Origin of the sequence: Aeromonas sp. QDB54, from assembly GCF_027707385.1 — a bacterium.
In the GTDB taxonomy this organism is placed as follows: Bacteria; Pseudomonadota; Gammaproteobacteria; order Enterobacterales; family Aeromonadaceae; genus Aeromonas; species Aeromonas hydrophila.
In genome coordinates this window covers 1-17,397 of the sequence record NZ_JAPCIT010000034.1, presented here as the reverse complement: position 1 = coordinate 17,397, position 17,397 = coordinate 1, and the positions used below count along the sequence as shown (strand labels likewise).

12 protein-coding genes are annotated in these 17,397 nt (G+C 61.9%); 8 read left to right on the top strand and 4 right to left on the bottom strand.

All coding sequences use genetic code 11. The features are described 5' to 3' along the window. Positions 1-2 precede the first annotated feature (2 nt). Positions 3-1,049, bottom strand: a complete 1,047-nt coding sequence (locus tag PG881_RS21970) for an ABC transporter substrate-binding protein (RefSeq protein ID WP_017410788.1) — start codon at positions 1,047-1,049, stop codon at positions 3-5. A 227-nt stretch (positions 1,050-1,276) separates the two neighbouring features. Here PG881_RS21970 and PG881_RS21965 point away from each other — a divergent pair, with 227 nt between their 5' ends. After that, positions 1,277-2,083, top strand: coding sequence for a UTRA domain-containing protein (locus PG881_RS21965; protein ID WP_408771498.1), 807 nt, complete (start codon positions 1,277-1,279; stop codon positions 2,081-2,083). A 66-nt stretch (positions 2,084-2,149) separates the two neighbouring features. Here PG881_RS21965 and PG881_RS21960 read toward each other — a convergent pair whose 3' ends face one another. Then, positions 2,150-2,914: a helix-turn-helix domain-containing protein gene (locus PG881_RS21960; protein ID WP_011707663.1), complete on the bottom strand. Its 765-nt coding sequence runs from the start codon at positions 2,912-2,914 to the stop codon at positions 2,150-2,152. Between the two features lie 451 nt (positions 2,915-3,365). Continuing rightward, positions 3,366-4,280: a LysR family transcriptional regulator gene (locus PG881_RS21955; protein WP_270802869.1), complete on the bottom strand. Its 915-nt coding sequence runs from the start codon at positions 4,278-4,280 to the stop codon at positions 3,366-3,368. A 257-nt stretch (positions 4,281-4,537) separates the two neighbouring features. On the opposite strand from PG881_RS21955, the gene PG881_RS21950 reads away from it, so the two are divergent. The 7 genes from PG881_RS21950 (at position 4,538) to PG881_RS21920 (ending at position 16,493) form a co-directional block, all read left to right on the top strand. Beyond that, positions 4,538-4,870 carry a hypothetical protein gene (locus PG881_RS21950; RefSeq protein WP_045525792.1) on the top strand — a complete coding sequence of 111 codons (333 nt, stop codon included), beginning with the start codon at positions 4,538-4,540 and terminating at the stop codon, positions 4,868-4,870. 30 nt (positions 4,871-4,900) lie between these two features. Continuing rightward, complete coding sequence (locus PG881_RS21945; protein WP_042006079.1) at positions 4,901-5,587, top strand: pirin family protein; 687 nt, start codon at positions 4,901-4,903, stop codon at positions 5,585-5,587. A 40-nt stretch (positions 5,588-5,627) separates the two neighbouring features. Next, on the top strand, positions 5,628-6,020 hold the full coding sequence (locus PG881_RS21940; RefSeq protein WP_016352231.1) for a DoxX family protein: 393 nt from the start codon (positions 5,628-5,630) through the stop codon (positions 6,018-6,020). Between the two features lie 226 nt (positions 6,021-6,246). Then, positions 6,247-9,597: an exodeoxyribonuclease V subunit gamma gene (recC, locus tag PG881_RS21935; protein ID WP_270802867.1), complete on the top strand. Its 3,351-nt coding sequence runs from the start codon at positions 6,247-6,249 to the stop codon at positions 9,595-9,597. Next, positions 9,597-13,214, top strand: a complete 3,618-nt coding sequence (gene recB / locus PG881_RS21930; RefSeq protein WP_270802865.1) for an exodeoxyribonuclease V subunit beta — start codon at positions 9,597-9,599, stop codon at positions 13,212-13,214. The genes recC and recB overlap by 1 nt, the downstream gene beginning before the upstream one ends. Continuing rightward, positions 13,211-15,265, top strand: a complete 2,055-nt coding sequence (gene recD, locus PG881_RS21925) for an exodeoxyribonuclease V subunit alpha (protein WP_270802864.1) — start codon at positions 13,211-13,213, stop codon at positions 15,263-15,265. The genes recB and recD overlap by 4 nt, the downstream gene beginning before the upstream one ends. A gap of 109 nt (positions 15,266-15,374) precedes the next feature. Further along, the gene (locus tag PG881_RS21920) at positions 15,375-16,493 is read left to right on the top strand and encodes a DUF4238 domain-containing protein (protein WP_270802862.1); all 1,119 of its coding nucleotides are present in this window, start codon (positions 15,375-15,377) and stop codon (positions 16,491-16,493) included. Positions 16,494-16,803: 310 nt separating this feature from the next. On the opposite strand, the gene PG881_RS21915 is transcribed toward PG881_RS21920, so the two are convergent. Then, a complete protein-coding gene (locus PG881_RS21915; RefSeq protein WP_016352226.1) occupies positions 16,804-17,202 on the bottom strand; it encodes a VOC family protein in 399 nt (132 codons plus the stop codon). Between the last annotated feature and the right edge of the window lie 195 nt (positions 17,203-17,397).

Sequence of the window (17,397 nt, the reverse complement as noted above, 5' to 3'; positions counted from 1 at the left end):
CCTTATTGCATGTTGATCATGACGGTTTCCTGCCACTGGCGCGGCAGGGCCTTGGAGCTCTGCTCCCAGGCGGCGTGATCCTGCACCGGCTTGGCATTGGCATACTGCTCGGCCGGCAGCAGCTTGGCCTTGACGTCGTCCGGCAGGGTCACGTTGCTGCGAATGGGGCGGGCATAGCCACGGGCCAGGTTGATCTGGCCGGCGTCGGAGAGGATGTATTCCCGCGCCAGCTTGGCGGCGTTGGGGTTCTTGGCCCACTTGTTGATGATGGTGGTGTAGCCGGCGATGACGGAGCCGTCGCTCGGGATCACCACCTCAAACTTCTTGGGGTCGATCTGGTCGCGGTAGTTCAGCGCGTTGAAGTCCCACAGCACGCCCACTTCCACCTCGCCCTTCTCGATGTTGGCGATGGTCGGGTCATTGAGCGACAGACGGCCCTGCTTGGCCAGCTGACCGAACAATTCCAAGGCGGGCTTGAGATTCTTCTCGCTGCCACCGGTGGCATAGGCCGCCGCCAGTACGCCGTTGTTGGCCTGGGAGGCAACACCGACGTCACCCAGGGTCACCTTGTAGTCGCCACCCAGCAGGGACTGCCAGCTGGTGGGGGCTGCCTTGACCAGATCCTTGTTGATCAGGAAGGCGATGGTGCCGGTATAGGCCAGCATCCAGTGACCGTCTGCATCCTTGGCCCAGTTGGGAATGTCCGCCCAGGTAGAGGGCTTGTAGGGCTGGGTGACCCCCTGCTTGACCGCCACCGGGCCGAAGGCGCCGCCCACGTCGCCGATGTCGGCGGTGGCATTGGCCTTCTCGGCGGCGAACTTGGCGATCTCCTGCGCCGAGCTCATGTCGGTATCCTGATGCTTGATGCCGTAGATGCTGCCGAGCTGCTGCCAGGTATCCTTCCAGTTGGCCCAGCTGTCGGGCATGCCGATGCTGCTGAGCTGGCCTTCACCGCGAGCGGCTTTCTCGAGATCCGCGATGTTCTCGGCGGCAAACAGTGGCTGACTGATGGCCACCAGGGCCAGTGCACTTGCGATCACGCTTTTCATCATCCCATCCCTCTGGACTAGGTCAGTTAAGGTTCGAGAGGGATGCTAGAGGGGAAATATGACGGTGGCGGGGCGCTTTGATGGCAGTTTGATGACAATCGCCCTGTCATGGCGCTGTCATCCACAGCGGTTACAACTCTGAACCCAAGTGAAGCTGGACTACTCCAGCATTGGCTGAACCAACAAGAGCTAAGCCAGCCGCCGCAGTCAGGATGAGCGACAGGGACATGAGCGTGATTGAATCGAGATTGAGCGAGCGGGTCGCGGGCGATGGCCGCGCCTCCAAGTGTGAACAGATTTGCCAGACCCTGCGCCGCTATATCGGCAGCGGGCAGCTGGGGGCGGGGCAGCAGTTGCCCGCCGAGCGGGCCCTGAGCGAGCGCTTCGCTACCACCCGCATCACCATCAAGGAGGCGCTCTCCAGCCTCGAGGCGGATGGCCTTATCTACCGGGCCGAGCGGCGTGGCTGGTTCGTGGCGCCGCCAAGACTCACCTACGATCCCGCCATCCACACCCACTTTCACCAGTGGATTGGCGAGCAGCAGCGCACCGCCGAAACCCGGGTGCTGGCCCACGGCAGCGAGCTCGCCAGCAGTGAGCTGTGCCGCTGGATGGGGCTGGATCCTTTTACGCCTTTGTATGAGATCCGCCGCCTGCGTCTCATCGACGGTCGCCCTGTACTACACGTCAGCCACCACCTGCTGGCCAGCCGCTTTCCCGATATCGCCAGCGCGCCGCTGGCCAGCTCCCTCACCGAGCTCTATCAGCAACGCTATGGCATAGGCCAGGGTGGGGCGAGTCTCGAGATCACTCCCTCGGCGGCGCGGGGGACCATCGCCCGCGCCCTCAATCTGGCGGAGGGGAGCGCCGTGCTGCGGCTGGTGCGGGTCAATTATGACCAGCGGGGAGGGCTGGTGGATTGCGACATCGAGCACTGGCGACCGGATGCGATCCGTATCTGCCTCGATACGCGAGCATTGCAGCCGCCTGCATTCGACAGGCCGGCGCAGATCCAGCTCGCGGATCAGGGATGATCCGGCCCGCTCTGGCGGGCCATGCCGGTGTGGAAAGAGAGGCGGATCCCGCAGGATCCGCCGGGATCAGTTGTCGATATTGGGGATCAGGTCATCGAAGCTCTGGTAGCCGCAGTCGGCCAGCTGCAGCGACATGGTGTAGGTCTTGCTGCCCTCCCGCTGGCCGATGGCGGGGCGGTTGAGCTTGAGCTCCTGGTGCCAGTACTCCTTCATCCGCTCGATCAGCGCCATCGCCTCGCTCTCGTCCAGATGGAGCTGGCACAGCGCCATGTAGTTGTTGGACTTGTGCATGTTCTCCACCAGATAGTCCCCCAGCACGGACATGGCCTGGCGCGCCTGCTGGCGGGCGAAGCGGCTGTGCTGCTCGAAGCTGATCCGCTCGCTGATGAGGAAGTGGTAGCTGTTGTCGATGCCAAGCTGCAGGATGCCGAGCTTCTCCAGCTTGCGCAGATAGAGGTAGCAGGAGGCATCGGTCAGACCGTACTCCCGCTTGAGATCGATTAACGTCTTGTCGCGCCAGAAGATGTTGGCGAGAAAGGCGTAGAGACCGGGCTCCTTGTGGAATGCCTCGTCCTGCTCCTGGGTGAAGACGGCGCGGCGGCTCTGGGCATCCTGAGTGCGGTCCAGCAGCTCCTCGAACGACAGCCCCACTAGGTGACAGATCTCCAGCAGGGTATCGAACGGCAGGGAGGGCTTGTTCATCATCCGTTTGACGGTGGCGATGGAGACGCCCATGGCTTCTGCCAGGGTCTGATAGCGGATCCCCTTGTCGGTCAGGGTCTTCTTCAGGGTGTCGAGAATATTGTTGGCCAGGGTCTGGCTGTAGGTCATGCAACTATTCCTTTATCTGCATCTTTATGTTGTGTCAGAAACTGAGTTCTTTTGTCGTTATGGGCTCAGATACTGACACTTAAAAAAACCAGAGGAAACAAACCCGGCGTAATCGATGGAAATGGCCAGACCAGTCTGAGTGGAAGGTTGCAGATAGTGATACTCTGCGGTGCATATCCTTCAACCATTCAACATTTTGCTGGTGGCGCATAAAACATCGCGCATAATTCAACACGAATCGGATTCAAGACCTTCCTGGTTGAGAAATCGATTGTTTGCTTCCAATTTAAGGGTTTTTTAAACCGCAAGGTTTTTATTCTTTCCTGGCATTGAGCGGAACTCGCAAGAGGGCCGCTTTTTTCTTTTCTCCGAATTTGCGCCCGCCGTCAAGCGGCGGGGCACCGGCAGCCCGCTGTCGCTGCTTGCCCCCTCCTTTCTGTTACCGCCCGTCTTACTCCCCCTTGCAGGGAAACAGCTTGGGGATCTCCCGGATCAGCCAGCTCTTGGCCTTGCCCATGGTGTCGCGCCGCCAGGCCAGCACGACCTGGATCTGGTGGCGATACTCGGGGCTGATCACCTTGAGCCGTCCGGCCCGGATGTCCTCTTCTATCCAGCTCAGCGGCATGGTGCCGACCCCGATCCCCGTCAGCAGGGCGTCGCGCTTCTCGCCCATGGTGCTGACGGTCAGCCGCGGCTGCTTGTCGAGCAGGCGATAGGTGAGCACCGGCTTGCGCAACGCCGTGTCGGCCACCGCGATGGCCCGGTAGCGGCGCAGGGTATCGTCCGCCAGAGGTTCCGGCTCCTGATGCAGGGGATGATCCGGGTGGGCGACGTAGAGCATCACCTCCTCCTGCAGCGGCTGGTGCTTGATGCCGGTCATCATGATGTCGGGATTGAGGGAGGAGATGAGCAGGTCGGCCCGGCCATCCTCCAGACACTCCCAGCTGCCCGCCAGCACCTCGGCGCGAAACCTCAGCCGGGTATCGGTCAGCTCGGCCAGCCGCTCCACCAGCGGGTAGAGCGCCTGCAGCGGCACCAGGGCATCGATGGCGATGGTGATGTCGGTCTCCCAGCCGCGGGCCAGCGCCCGGGTCTCGCCCACCAGGTGCTCGGCCGCTTCCAGCAGAACCCGACCGCGTTCCAGCAGCATGCGGCCCGCCGGGGTGAACTTGGTCCTGTGGCCGCTGCGGTCGAACAGCATGGCGTCCAGCTCGTCTTCCAGCTTCTGTACCGTGTAGCTCAGCGCCGAGGGCACCTTGCCCAGTTCGTCGGCCGCCGCCGCGAAGCTGCCACGGCGGTCGATGGCATCCAGCACCCGGATGGCTTCCAGGGTCAGCGCCCGTTCCTTGTTCAGTTCCTTGGCCATAAATTGCCTTCAATTTTTTTGAACATGTTTGCCAGTTTATCTCGCTAACAAGTTAGGCCAAGTGTCTTTAATATTCAATCAACGCTTAGGCAGGAACGCCAAGCAGCCAAATAAACGGGTAGTTCCAGACTGTGACTCCATCAATCAGGGAGTCAGACTTCGGTGAAAGAACAACACACTATTTGAATGACCTCTTGCATGGATGCATTGATTCTGGCCACAGCGGCCTTGGCAATGACATAAAACCAAGAGAGTGAATGAACATGAAAAACGTAATCAAGATGCTGGCCGTTGCAGGCCTGATGACCGCAGGTTTTGCTCAGGCTTCCGTCCCGGCTGACCTCAACGCCGCCCCGGGCGTGCTGTTTGTGAACTGGCACGCGACCGCTGCGGTGGAAGGCAAGGGCAACCCCATGCTGGAAGTGCGTGACGAGTCTGGCGATCTGGTTGCCTCCGTCCACGCCAACCTGATGGGCAGCCAGCAGGTACAGATCCCGAGCCGCACCCAGGGCAACCTGACCGTGAGCCTCGGGGATCAGAGCAGCGACTACCGTATTCCGTTCGGCATCGGTAGCGGCAAGCAGCGTTAATCAACCGTATCGGTACGTGAGGAGCACACCATGATGAAATTGAGAGCCGCAGAAGCGCGCGGCAAGGCCAACTTCGGCTGGCTGGATGCGCGCCACAGCTTTTCCTTCGGGCACTACTACGACCCGGACTGGATGGGGCATTCAGTGCTGCGGGTCATCAATCAGGATCTGGTGGCGCCGGGTGGCGGTTTCGCGACCCACCCTCACGCCAACATGGAAATCCTGACCTGCGTGCTGCAAGGCACCATAGAGCACAAGGACAGCCTCGGCCATGCCGAGCAGATCCCGGCGGGGGATTTCCAGCTGATGAGCGCGGGGTCCGGCATCCGGCACAGCGAGTACAACCCCTCGCAGACCGAGCCGCTCTCCCTGCTGCAAATCTGGATCGAGCCGAACGAACACGGCACGACACCCGGCTATCAGCAGAAGAAGATTGAAGCCAATCCGGGCATGACGCTGGTGGCGTCACCGGACGGCGAAGCAGGATCCTTCAGGATCCGCCAGCAGGCCCGCGTCTGGCGGTTGCAGCTTGAACCGGGTGAGAGCCTCACCTGGGAGCTGGCCGGCCGACACGGCTACCTGCAGATGATTTCAGGGGAGCTTGCCGCCAACGGTCTGGCTGCCCGACCCGGCGACGGGGTTCTCAGTCGTGATGAGCCCAAATGGGATCTGGTGGCCGCGAGTGCCAGCCAAGCCCTGTTATTTGACCTACCCTGAAGCAGTCAGCGGTGATGTGACGCAAAACGAGGATATTGAAATGGACAAGATGAAAGATTTGGCACTGCTGGTGGGTCGCGTTCTGCTGGCTCTGATGTTTGTGATTGCGGGCTGGGGCAAGATCGGCGGTTACGCCGGTACCCAAGGGTACATGGAAGCCATGGGCGTGCCTGGTTTCATCCTGCCGCTGGTGATCCTGCTGGAGCTGGGCGGTGGCCTCGCCATCATGCTGGGCCTGTTTACTCGCAGCCTCTCCGTGCTGATGGCCGGTTTCACCCTGATGGCCGCCTTTATTTTCCACTATCAGCCTGCCGACCAGATGCAGATGCTGATGTTCATGAAGAACGTCTCCGTGGCCGGTGGTTTCCTGGCCCTGGCGGCAGCCGGTGCAGGGGCCTTCAGCCTGGATGCCCGCTTCGGCAAGAACTGGTAAACCCCGCAGGTTCGAGTTTTCCAACGCCTTTTGGCCGGTGCAATCGCACCGGCTTTTTTATGCCCGTCACATTTGCCTGCGGCAGATGACGGCGACGTGATCGGCGACAACAAGCGCCTTTTGCATCTTCCCCCCCGATCCCCGACAATCCCGATACCTGTGAAGTGACGGGGATCCTTGAGGTTTTCCCGCGCTGACCCCTCTTTTGCTCTGGCGGGAATTGCCCATGTTTACCCTCTACCACTCCAATCAGCTGGATCTGCTCAAAGAGCTGCTGGTGAGCCGCATCCGGCAGGCCCCCCTCTCTCACCCCTTCGAGCGCGAGCAAATTCTGGTGCAGAGCCCGGGCATGGCCCAGTGGCTCAAGCTGGAGCTGGCCCAGGCCTTCGGCATTGCCGCCAATATCGACTTTCCGCTGCCCGCCAGCTTTATCTGGGAGATGTTCACCCAGGTGCTGGCGGACGTGCCTCGCCAGAGCCCCTACAACAAGGGCGCCATGAGCTGGCAGCTGATGACCATTCTGCCCGCCCTGCTCGATCGCCCAGCCTTTGCGCCACTGGCCGCCTATCTGGGCGGGGAGGATGCGGATCCTGCCAAGGATCCCGAGCAGGTGCGGCTGTGGCAGCTCTGCCAGAAGGTGGCGGATCTCTTTGACCAGTATCTGGTCTACCGGCCGGACTGGATCGCCCGCTGGGAACAGGGGGAGGGGTTGAGCCAGGAGCTGGCCGGGATGAGCGGTCAGGATTGGCAGCCCGAGCTGTGGCGCGAGCTGGTGGCTCGCACCCTGGCGCTCTCTCCGAGCGGCTACCACCGCGCCAACCTCTACGAGGAGTTTATCCACGAGCTGGCGCGTACCGCCACGCTGCCGGGCAAGCTGCCGCAGCGGGTCTTCGTGTTCGGCATCTCGGCACTGCCACCGCGCTATGTGGAGGCGTTGCTGGCCCTCGGCAGCCGGCCGGAGGTGGAGGTGCACCTGTTCGTCACCAACCCTTGCCGCTACTACTGGGGTGATCTGCTCGATCGCAAGACCCTGGCGCGCCTCGAGAACAAGCTCAAGCCCGGCACCGACATCGAGACTCTGCAGGGCCCCGCCAACCCGCTGCTTGCCTCCATGGGCAAGCTGGGGCGCGACTACCTGCATCAGCTGATGGAATTGGAGGTGCCGCAAATAGAGGCCTTCGTCGATATCGACGAGCTGGATGCCAAGGGCAATATCAGGCTGCTGCACGCCATCCAGAAGGATGTGCTGGAGCTGGCCGAACGGGGTGCCGGCCAGTTCGATCTCGACGCCAGCCACCACAAGAGCCCGCTCGATCCGGCGGATGGATCCCTGCAGATCCACGCCTGTCATGGCCCGATGCGCGAGCTCGAGGTGCTGCACGACCGGCTGCTGGCGCTGTTCGAGCAGGACAAATCCCTCACCCCGAAAGATGTGGTGGTGATGATGCCGGACGTGAACAGCTACGGCCCCTACATTCAGGCGGTATTTGGCGCGCGCGGCCAGATCCCCTTCGCGGTGTCGGATCGGGCGGCCAGTCAGGAGAGCCCGCTGCTGCAGAGCTTCCTCGCCCTGCTCAGGCTGCCCAACGCCCGCTTCGGGGCGGGCGAGCTGCTCGCCATTCTCGAGGTGCCCGCCGTGCTGCGCCGCTTCGAGCTGGATGACGAGGAGTTCAACCAGCTGCGGGTCTGGGTGCAGGAGACCGGCATCCGCTGGGGGCTGGATGACGGCTACCCAGAGCGCTTCGATCTGCCGCGCCTCTCTGGCAACAGCTGGCTGTTCGGCCTGCGCCGCATGCTGCTCGGCTTTGCCATGGGTGACGGCGAACCGGTGGTGGGCATCTTGCCTTACGCCGATATCGAGGGTCAGCAGGGGTTGGCGCTCGGCAAGCTCGCCTGGTTCGTCGACTCGCTGGCCGAATTCTTGCCCCGCCTGCAACAGGCGCAGCCGCTGGGGGAGTGGGTTGCCTGCCTCAACGCGCTGCTGGAGCGCTTCTATCTGGCCGACGAGGATGAAGAGCGCCAGCTGCAGCTCATTCGCAGCCAGCTGGCCGACTGGCTCGCCCAGCTCGGCGAGGCCCGCTTCGAGCAGCCCATCAGTGCCGACTTGTTGCAGGATTACCTCGGCAGCGTGCTGGGGGAGTCCCGCTCCAGCCAGCGCTTCCTCGCCGGTCAGGTCAACTTCTGCACCCTGATGCCGATGCGCTCCATCCCCTTCAAGCAGGTCTGCCTGCTCGGTATGAACGACGGCGTCTACCCGCGCACCCTGCCACCCATGGGGTTTGACCTGATGGCGGTGGCGGGCCGGCGGGGGGATCGCTCCCGTCGCGACGATGACCGCTACCTGTTCCTCGAGGCGCTGCTCAGCGCCCAGCAGGGGCTCTACATCAGCTATCAGGGTTTCAGCGCTCAGGACAACAGCGACAAGGTGCCCTCGGTGCTGCTGGCCGAACTCATCGACTATGTGCGACAGGGCTTCGTGCTGGCGGGGGATGAGCAGCTCGATGACGAGCGCTCCGGCAAACGACTGCTGGCGCACCTGATCACCCAGCATCCGCTCACCCCCTACAGCCACGCCTACTTCTATCCGGCGGCGGGCTCCGGCCTCTTTACCTATGCCGCCGACTGGCTGCCGGCCCTCCATCCGCAGCGCGGCGCGGCCAACTTCCAGAGCGGCGAGCTGCCGCTGCCTCCCGAATGGGGCAAGGAGCAGGGGCTGGAGCTGGCGGAGCTGCTGCGTTTCTATCGCCAGCCAGCCCGCTATTTCCTCAACCGCCGCCTCAAGGTGTGGTTTGAGCTGAACGAAGCCAACATCGAGGAGAGCGAACCGTTCGAGCTGGACGGTCTGCAACATTATCAGCTGAAAGACCTGCTGCTCGATGCTCACCTGGCACAGGGGGACAGTGCCATGCGCCGCGAGCGGCTGCAGCTCACCGGCCTGCTGCCGCAAGGGTGGTTCGGCAGCCTGCTGCTGGAGGATCTGGACGAGCAGATGGGCAAGCTGGCGGAGCGGCTGCGGCCCTGGGTGGCGGCCAATGAGGCAGAAAAACAGGCGGTGGAGGTCGATATCGCGCTGGCCCAGGGTCAGCTGCAAGGGTGGATCGACACCCAGAAGGGACGCTTGCTGGTGGTCAAGCCCGGCAGCTTCAACGGCAAGGATCTGTTGCTGGGCTGGATCCAGCACCTCTGCCTCTCCTTAAGCGATGCCCCCGGCGACACCCTGCTGTTCGACGCCAAGCAGAGTCTGCGGCTGGCCAGGCTCCCGGCCGATGAGGCGCGGCCCAAGCTGGCGGCGCTGGTGGCGCTCTGGATGCAGGGGATGAAGCGGCCGCTGCCCTTCTTCCCGAGTACCGCCTGGGACTGGCTCAAGGCGATCGAGAAGGATCCGGAGAAACCGGAGGCGGCCGACAAAGCGGCTCTCACCCGCTTCAACGGCGGCTACATGGCCAAGGGGGAGGGGGAAGACGCTTATGTCGCCCGCTGTTTCCCGGAACTCGACGAGGCCGTGCTGGCCCAGCTGCAGGCGCTGGCCCGTGAACACCTGACCCCGCTGCTCAAGAGCCTGGAGGAGTTGCAATAATGGCCAACCCGCTCAATACCCTGCGCTTTCCCCTTTATGGCGAGCGGCTGATCGAGGCCTCCGCCGGTACCGGCAAGACCTACACCATCGCCGGTCTCTACCTGCGGTTGCTGCTGGGCCATGGCCCGCTCATCGAAGAGGGGGAAGACGCTGGTCAACCCAGCGCCCACGAACGGCCGCTCTCGGTGACCGAGATCCTGGTGGTGACCTTTACCGAGGCGGCCACCGCCGAGCTGCGCGGCCGGATCCGCGCCCGCATCCATGAGGCGCGGCTCGCCTTTATGCGCGGTGAGAGCAAGGACGCCCTGCTGAGCCAGCTGCTGGCGGAGGTGGAGGATCACGAACTGGCGGCCCGCCGCCTGCTGGCCGCCGAACGGCAGATGGACGAGGCGGCGGTCTTCACCATCCACGGCTTTTGCCAGCGGATGCTGAAACAGAACGCCTTCGAGTCGGGTGCCCTCTTTGAAACCGAATTTCTCACCGACGACAGCCAGCTCAGGCTGCAGGCGGTGAGCGACTACTGGCGATCCGAGTTCTATCCGGTCGACAAGCCCCTCGCCAGCGCGGTGCGCGCACTCTGGCCGAGCCCCGCCGCCCTGCTGCGGGAGATGGGCAGCTGGCTCGACAACAGCGAGCTGGAGATGCGCCCGCCGGCGGGGGACGAGACGCTCGCCGCCCGCCATCAGGCGGCCATGGCCCGCATTGAGGCGGTAAAGCGCGAGTGGCTGGCGCAAGGGGACGAGATCCGCCGCCAGACCGATGGGCAAGTAAGCCGCTACACCGGCAAGAACTACGAAGGGTGGCTCGCCAAGATAGCCGACTGGGCACAGGACGAGACCAGCGGCTACGCCATTCCCAAGGAGCTGGAGCGCTTCGGCCAGACGGTGCTGGAGGAGAACCTCAAGAAGGGGGGCGCGGTGCCTACCCTGCCGCTGTTCAGCCAGATCGATGAACTGCTGGCGAGTCGCCCCGGCATTCGCGATCTGATCCTGCAACGGGCGGCGGTGGTGGTGCGCAGCCGGATGCAGGCCAGCAAGCGGCAAGCTCATCAGCTCTCGTTCGATGACTTGCTCAAAGACCTCGACGGTGCGCTCGGCTCCGGCCTTGGCGAGCGGCTGTGCGAGCGCATTCGCGCCACCTACCGGGTGGCGATGATCGATGAATTTCAGGATACCGACCCCCAGCAGTACCGCATCTTCCACCGGCTTTACGGCGGCCACACCGACATGGCGCTGCTGATGATCGGTGACCCCAAGCAGGCCATCTACGGCTTTCGCGGCGCCGACATCTTTACCTACATTCAGGCGCGGCGAAATGTGAGCGCCCACTACACCCTGGGGTGCAACTGGCGCTCCAGCCGCGCGCTGGTGGCAGCGGTCAACGGCCTGTTCGAGCGGGCCAAGGATCCCTTTATCTACGAGGCGGATATCCCCTTCCTGCCGGTGGAGGCGCAGGGCAAGAGCAAGGCGCTGCAGCTGGATGGCGAAGCCGCACCCGTGCTCCACTGCTGGCAGCTGAGCGGCCAACCCACCTTCAACAAGGGGGATTACCAGAGCCGGATGGCCCGCGCCACGGCGGTGGAGATCCACCGCCTGCTGACCCTGGCTCGCGCGGGCAAGGCGCAGATCGGCGACCAGCCGGTGAAAGCGGGGGATATCGCCGTGCTGGTGCGCACCGGCGCCGAGGGCAAGCTGGTGCAGCAGGAGCTGGCGCGGCTCGCCATCGCCTCCGTCTATCTGTCGAATCGCGAGAGCGTGCTGGCGCAGGTGGAGGCGCGGGAGATTTTGCTGATTCTGCACGCCTGCCAGAACCCGGGTGAGGAACGCAGCCTGCGGGCGGCGCTCGCCACCGGGCTGTTCGATCTGGATGCCAAGGCGCTCGACGAGCTCGCCAGTGACGAGCGGGCGTGGGAGAGCGTGGTGCAGGAGTTTATGGAATACCGCAAGATCTGGCACAAGCGCGGCGTGCTGGCCATGCTGCGCGCCCTGCTGCACCGGCGCAATCTCGCCTCCTCCCTGCTGGCCAGCCCGAATGGTGAGCGGCGGTTGACCAACTTCCTCCACCTCGGCGAGCTGCTGCAACAGGTGAGCTGCGAGCTGGACGGCGAATATGCCCTGCTGCGCTGGCTGGGGGAGGCGGCGAGTCGCCCCGACGGCCAGGATGCGGAGCAGGTACTGCGCCTCGAATCCGAGCGCAAGCTGGTGCAGATCGTCACCATCCACAAATCCAAGGGGCTGGAGTACCCGCTGGTGTTCCTGCCCTTCATCTGCAGCCACCGCCCTGCCGATACCCCGCTGTTCCACGAAGCGGACGGCGCAGGCAATCGCACCGTGCTCGATCTCACCGGCGCCGAAGAGTCCCTGGCCGAGGCCGACCGCGAGCGCCTTGCCGAAGATTTGCGGCTGCTCTATGTGGCGCTGACCCGGGGCGTCTACGCCACCTGGCTGGGGCTGGCGCCGGTGCGCTCCGGCAATGGCAAGTCGGAGCAGACCGACCTGCACCAGACTGCCATCGGCTACCTGCTGCAAAAGGGTGAGAAGGGGGATGCCGCGACGCTGGCGACCGCTCTGACCGAGCTGGCGCAGGCGCTGCCCGGAGTAGCTGTCGGTGAGCCCTCGCTCACTCGCCCGGCCCCCATGCCGGCAGAGGAGGAGCAGCTGGGCGAGCCACAGGTGCGCCACTTTACCGGTACCCTTGAGCGGGACTGGTGGATCAGCTCCTACTCCGGGTTGGCGGCGCAGGGCCACGGCCACAGCAAGGGGGTGCTGGCCAATCCCGGCTTCGATGACGAGGTGGTGACCGAGGCAGCTGCATTGGCTGCCGACCTGTCTACAGCACAACAGGAAGAGGCGCCTCAGCCCTCCATCTTCACCTTCCCGAAAGGGGCGCGCCCCGGCACATTGCTGCACAGCCTGTTCGAGACCATCGATTTTCAGAGCGCCGGCGGCGAGCCGCTGGCAGAGCACATCGCCACCCTGCTGGCGCAAGATGGCTTCGACGAGAGCTGGGCGCCCGTGCTGCAACAGCAGGTGGAGGCGGTGCTCAATACCCCCCTTGAAACCGGCTTTGGCGAGCCGGTGCGGCTGCGGGATCTGGCCCCCGAGCGCAAACAGGTGGAGCTGGAGTTCTTCCTGCCCATGGGGCGGGTGACGGCGCCGGCGCTGACCGCGCTCTGCCAGCAGCACGACCCGCTGTCGCGGGGCAACAAGCCGCTCAGCTTTGCCACCGTGCAGGGGATGCTCAAGGGCTTTATCGACCTGGTGTTTGAGTGGCAGGGGCGCTGGTATCTGCTCGACTACAAATCGAACCACCTCGGCATGAGCCCGGCCGATTACAGCCGTCCGGCGCTGGAGCAGGCGATGGCCGAGCACCGCTACGACCTGCAATACCAGCTCTACTCGCTGGCGCTGCACCGGCTGCTCACTTTGCGCCTGCCGGGTTACGACTTCGATCAGCACTTTGGCGGGGTCTTCTATCTGTTCCTGCGCGGCATGCCGCAGGGGGGAATTTTCCATACCCGCCCCAGTCGTGAACTGGTGCTGGGGCTGGATCGGTTGTTTAGCGAGGGGGCGGCGCCCGCCCTCGCCGGGGTATCGGATAACGGGGTAGAAGCATGAACGGCACCATGATGATTGAACGGCTCAAGGCCCTGGCGCTGGCCGGCCGCATTCGCCAGCTGGATCTGCAATTTGCCAAACTGGTGGCCGACCTGGGCGGCAGCCCCGAGCTGGTGCTGGGGGCGGCGCTCGCCTGCTTCGAGCTGGGGCGCGGCCATGTCTGCCTGCCGCTGGAAATGCTGGCACATTCCGGTAACGAAAAGGGATCCTTGCGCCCGTTCGGGCTGGATCCGGATCAGAGCCGGGATCTGTTGGCCGATCTGGCGGACCCTGCCCGCTGGCCCGCCCTGTTTGTGGCAAGCCCGCTGGTTGGCACCGAGCAGCATGATGGGGAAGCCCCGCGCTGGCCGCTGCGGCTCTGGCGCGGGCGCCTCTACCTCACCCGTTACCACGACTTTGAGCTGGGGGTGGCCCGCCACCTTCGAGCCTTGAGTGAACGCGCCGAATGGCCGGAGATCGCCCCGGCCCTATCGCGGCTGTTTGCCCGCGACTACGGCCTGGTGTTCGCGGCCCTGCTCAAGGCTCGCCTCGCCCCCGACTTTTCGGCCCGTCACTTTACCCTGAAGTATCTGGATCTGGTGTTCCCGAGCGAGGTGGATTGGCCCGCCATCGAGGGGCTGCTGGCCAGCGCCCAGGCGGCGAGCGACTTGAGCAAGCTGGATATGCTGGTGCCCGAGGCGCTCTGCTGCAACGGCCAGAAGTTGGCGGCGGCTACCGCGGCGGCGCGCCCCTTTGCGGTGATCTCGGGTGGCCCCGGCACCGGCAAGACCACCACGGTCGCCAAACTGCTCGCCATTCTGGTGGAGACCGGCCTGCAAGCGGGCAAGGCGCCAGCGATCCGGCTGGTGGCCCCCACCGGCAAGGCGGCGGCGCGCCTGACCGAGAGTATCGGCTCTGCCCTGCAGGCCCTCGATTTACCCCCCGAGTGGGTCGAGGCGATCCCCACCGAAGCGGGCACCCTGCACCGGCTGCTTGGGGTCATTCCGGGGCGCAGCCAGTTCCGCCACCACTCGGGCAACCCGTTGCACCTCGACTTGCTGGTGGTGGATGAGGCCTCCATGGTCGACTTGCCGATGATGGCGCGTCTGCTCGATGCGCTGCCCAGCCACGCCCGCCTGATCCTGCTCGGCGACAAGGATCAGCTCGCCTCGGTGGAGGCGGGGGCCGTGCTCGGCGATATCTGCAGTTTTATCGAACAGGGCATCAGCCCGGCGCAGGCGGATTGGCTCTCCCGCCAGACCGGCTACCGCTTGCAGGGCACGCCCGCGGGGGCGCCGGTGCGCGACAGCCTCTGCTTGCTGGCCAAGAGCTGGCGCTTCGATCAGTACTCGGGCATCGGCCAGCTGGCGCGCGCCTGCAACAGCGGCGATGCCACTGCGGTGGAATCAGTCTGGGGCGCAGGATTCGCCGATATCAGCCTGCATCCCTGGGCCGGGGAGGCCTACGACGCCCTGATTGCCCAGGGGGTGGCCGGTTACGGCAGCTATCTGAAGGCGGCCCGCGCGGGGGAAGCGCCGGCCGCCGTGTTCAAGGCATTCAACAGCTTCCAGATCCTCTGCGCCCTGCGCGATGGCCCGTTCGGCGTGCTGGGGCTAAACGAGCGGCTGGAACTGGCCTTGTCACGGGCCGGCCTGATTGCCCGCGACGGCGACTGGTATGCCGGTCGCCCGGTGATGGTGGTGCGCAACGACCACGGGGTCGGCCTCTACAACGGTGATATGGGGCTCTGCCTGCCCGATGAAACAGGTCGGCTCAAGGTCTGGTTTGAGCAGCCGGACGGCACCCTGCGGGCGCTGTTGCCCAGCCGTTTGCCACCCCACGAGACGGTCTACGCCATGACCATCCACAAATCTCAGGGCTCCGAGTTTGCCCACACCGTGCTGGTGCTGCCCGACAGCCCCAGCCCGCTGCTGACCCGCGAGCTGGTCTATACCGGCATCACCCGCGCCAAGGCCAGGCTCGATCTCTACGGCGATCGCGCCCTGTTGGCACAGGCGGTGCGGAAAAAGACCGAGCGTTATTCCGGATTAGCAGAGAGATTGGGGGAGTGAATTAAATGGGAGGCGGTAAAGGGATTTACCGCCGTTTTATTAGGTTTTGCAAAACGAGATCACAAATATTGAATAGATGACTTTTACTATGATTACAGGATTATGATCTATGAAATATACTAAAAATCAGCATATGTTATCTCAATGGGTATTGAGAAACTTCCGCAGTGATGATACGGCTTTTCAACCGAAGGATAAGCAACGGGTGTGGTGCCATACAGTATATCATTCTAAAGATAAGGAAAATGATATCAAGGAAATACCATTGCCAATATCTTCGGTTGCGATAAGTAAAGATTGCTTCATGTTAGTTGATGGTGAGACAGGAAGGAAGTTTGACATCGAAAATGAGCTCTCAAATTATGAAAAGGACACCTCGATCATCTTCAATGAACTTGTCCATGGACATGAATTCAATAAGCTTTTAAATGTTAGTGAGAAAGGAAACTCTTTGGAGAAAATGGTTAACTTTATGGTTATCCAAATGTTCTTGGGGCTTCTCAATCCTCAAAACAGAATGGAGGGTAGATATGAAGTTCTGAACCAGATTTTGGAAAGCATGGTGGATAAATTTCAAAATATAAAATCTCTGTTATCTAATCCTCCGAGTGCAGTAAAACCATATTTTACTCATGATGTTTTTAGGAAGGCGTTAAGAGTCGTCAATTCAAGTTCTGATGTTTTAGAAAAATGCAAAGCATTATTTTTCTTGTTTATGCTGGCTGAGGCCAATAATATCCCTTCTCTATTAGGGCATCTGAGCAGTTTCAGAAAAAGTATTTTTTCAAAAATAAATATAACTGGAATTTATCACACAGGTTATGATTTCGATAGTACAGAAACTAGACCGGTCTTCACAATTAGTCCAAATGTAATCATTCTTAATCCAGAAAACGATTTTAATTTACTACCTTTGGCTCACAATTTAGCAATCGGATTTTCTCTATGTCAGCATAATCACTATAACTCGCATCTTGATATATTTAGTGTTGACCCTCGCAAATTGAAATGCGAGAGTAGTAAAAATCTCCGTATATTTAAGGTTTCTCATGATTATATCGATGGGATAATTGGTTGGGTTAGCATGATTGGTGTCGGTCAAACAAATACAATGTATACACCATATGAATTAAAAGATATTGAACGTTATTTGAAACTACAAAATGAGAATTATGAGCACCACTATACTCCAGAGAATCCTGAGCTTGTGATGATAAGGCATAAATAATTGTATGAATTATCGTATGTTGGGCTTCGCAGGCTGAGCACCAACCTACCGATTGTGTAGGTTGTAGTTGAGCGAAGCGAATCCCAACGTTTACCGCGAAATCTCTTTTTCCCTCCCCCTCATCCCCAACCCTTCTCCCGCAAGGGGAGAAGGGGGCAAATACGCCCGTCCGATTACGCTTCGCTAATAGAACCTACGTGGTTGGCTATTTTGCCTTCAACCGAATCAATATGGCTGGCGATCATATCTTCGATGTTGTTTTATCCCCTCTCCCGTTGGGAGAGGGCAGGGTGAGGGGAGCATTCAGGTATTAGATGGTCAGCTCCAGCCGGTTGCCTTCCGGGTCGAGGAAGGTACTTTCGTAATAGCCGTCGCCGGTCCAGCGGGGGCCGTCCAGGTGTTTCACCTCGGCGCCCTTGAGCAGCTTGAGACGGGCGGTCATCTTGTCCACCTCCTCCACGCTGCCAAGGGAGAAGGCGAGATGGGCCAGCCCCTGCAACGGGTGCGGCAGGTGCAGATCCGCCGGAAACAGGATGGGGGTGTGCATCAGCTCCAGGCTGGCGCCCCCCTCGAAGCGCACGAAGTAAGAGCTGAACTGCTTGCTCGGGTTGTGATAGCGCTCATTGGCCTGCCCGCCAAACAGGGTGCAGTAGAATGCCTTGAGCGCCTCCAGATCCTGTGCCCAGATGGCGACGTGATGGATATGCATGGCTGGTCTCCTGTGACTCGTTGCCCTTAATGCTATGCTGGGGCTTGTCCCTTCGACATGGCTGAGCCCGTCCTGATGATGTCTGAAACTGCCAACACCGATCTTGTCGATGTCTCCCCCGCCCCCGGTGTCAGAATAGTTGTCGCCTGACCTGAACCATTTAAAAGTGAAGACCGGGGGCGGATAAAGAGTGTC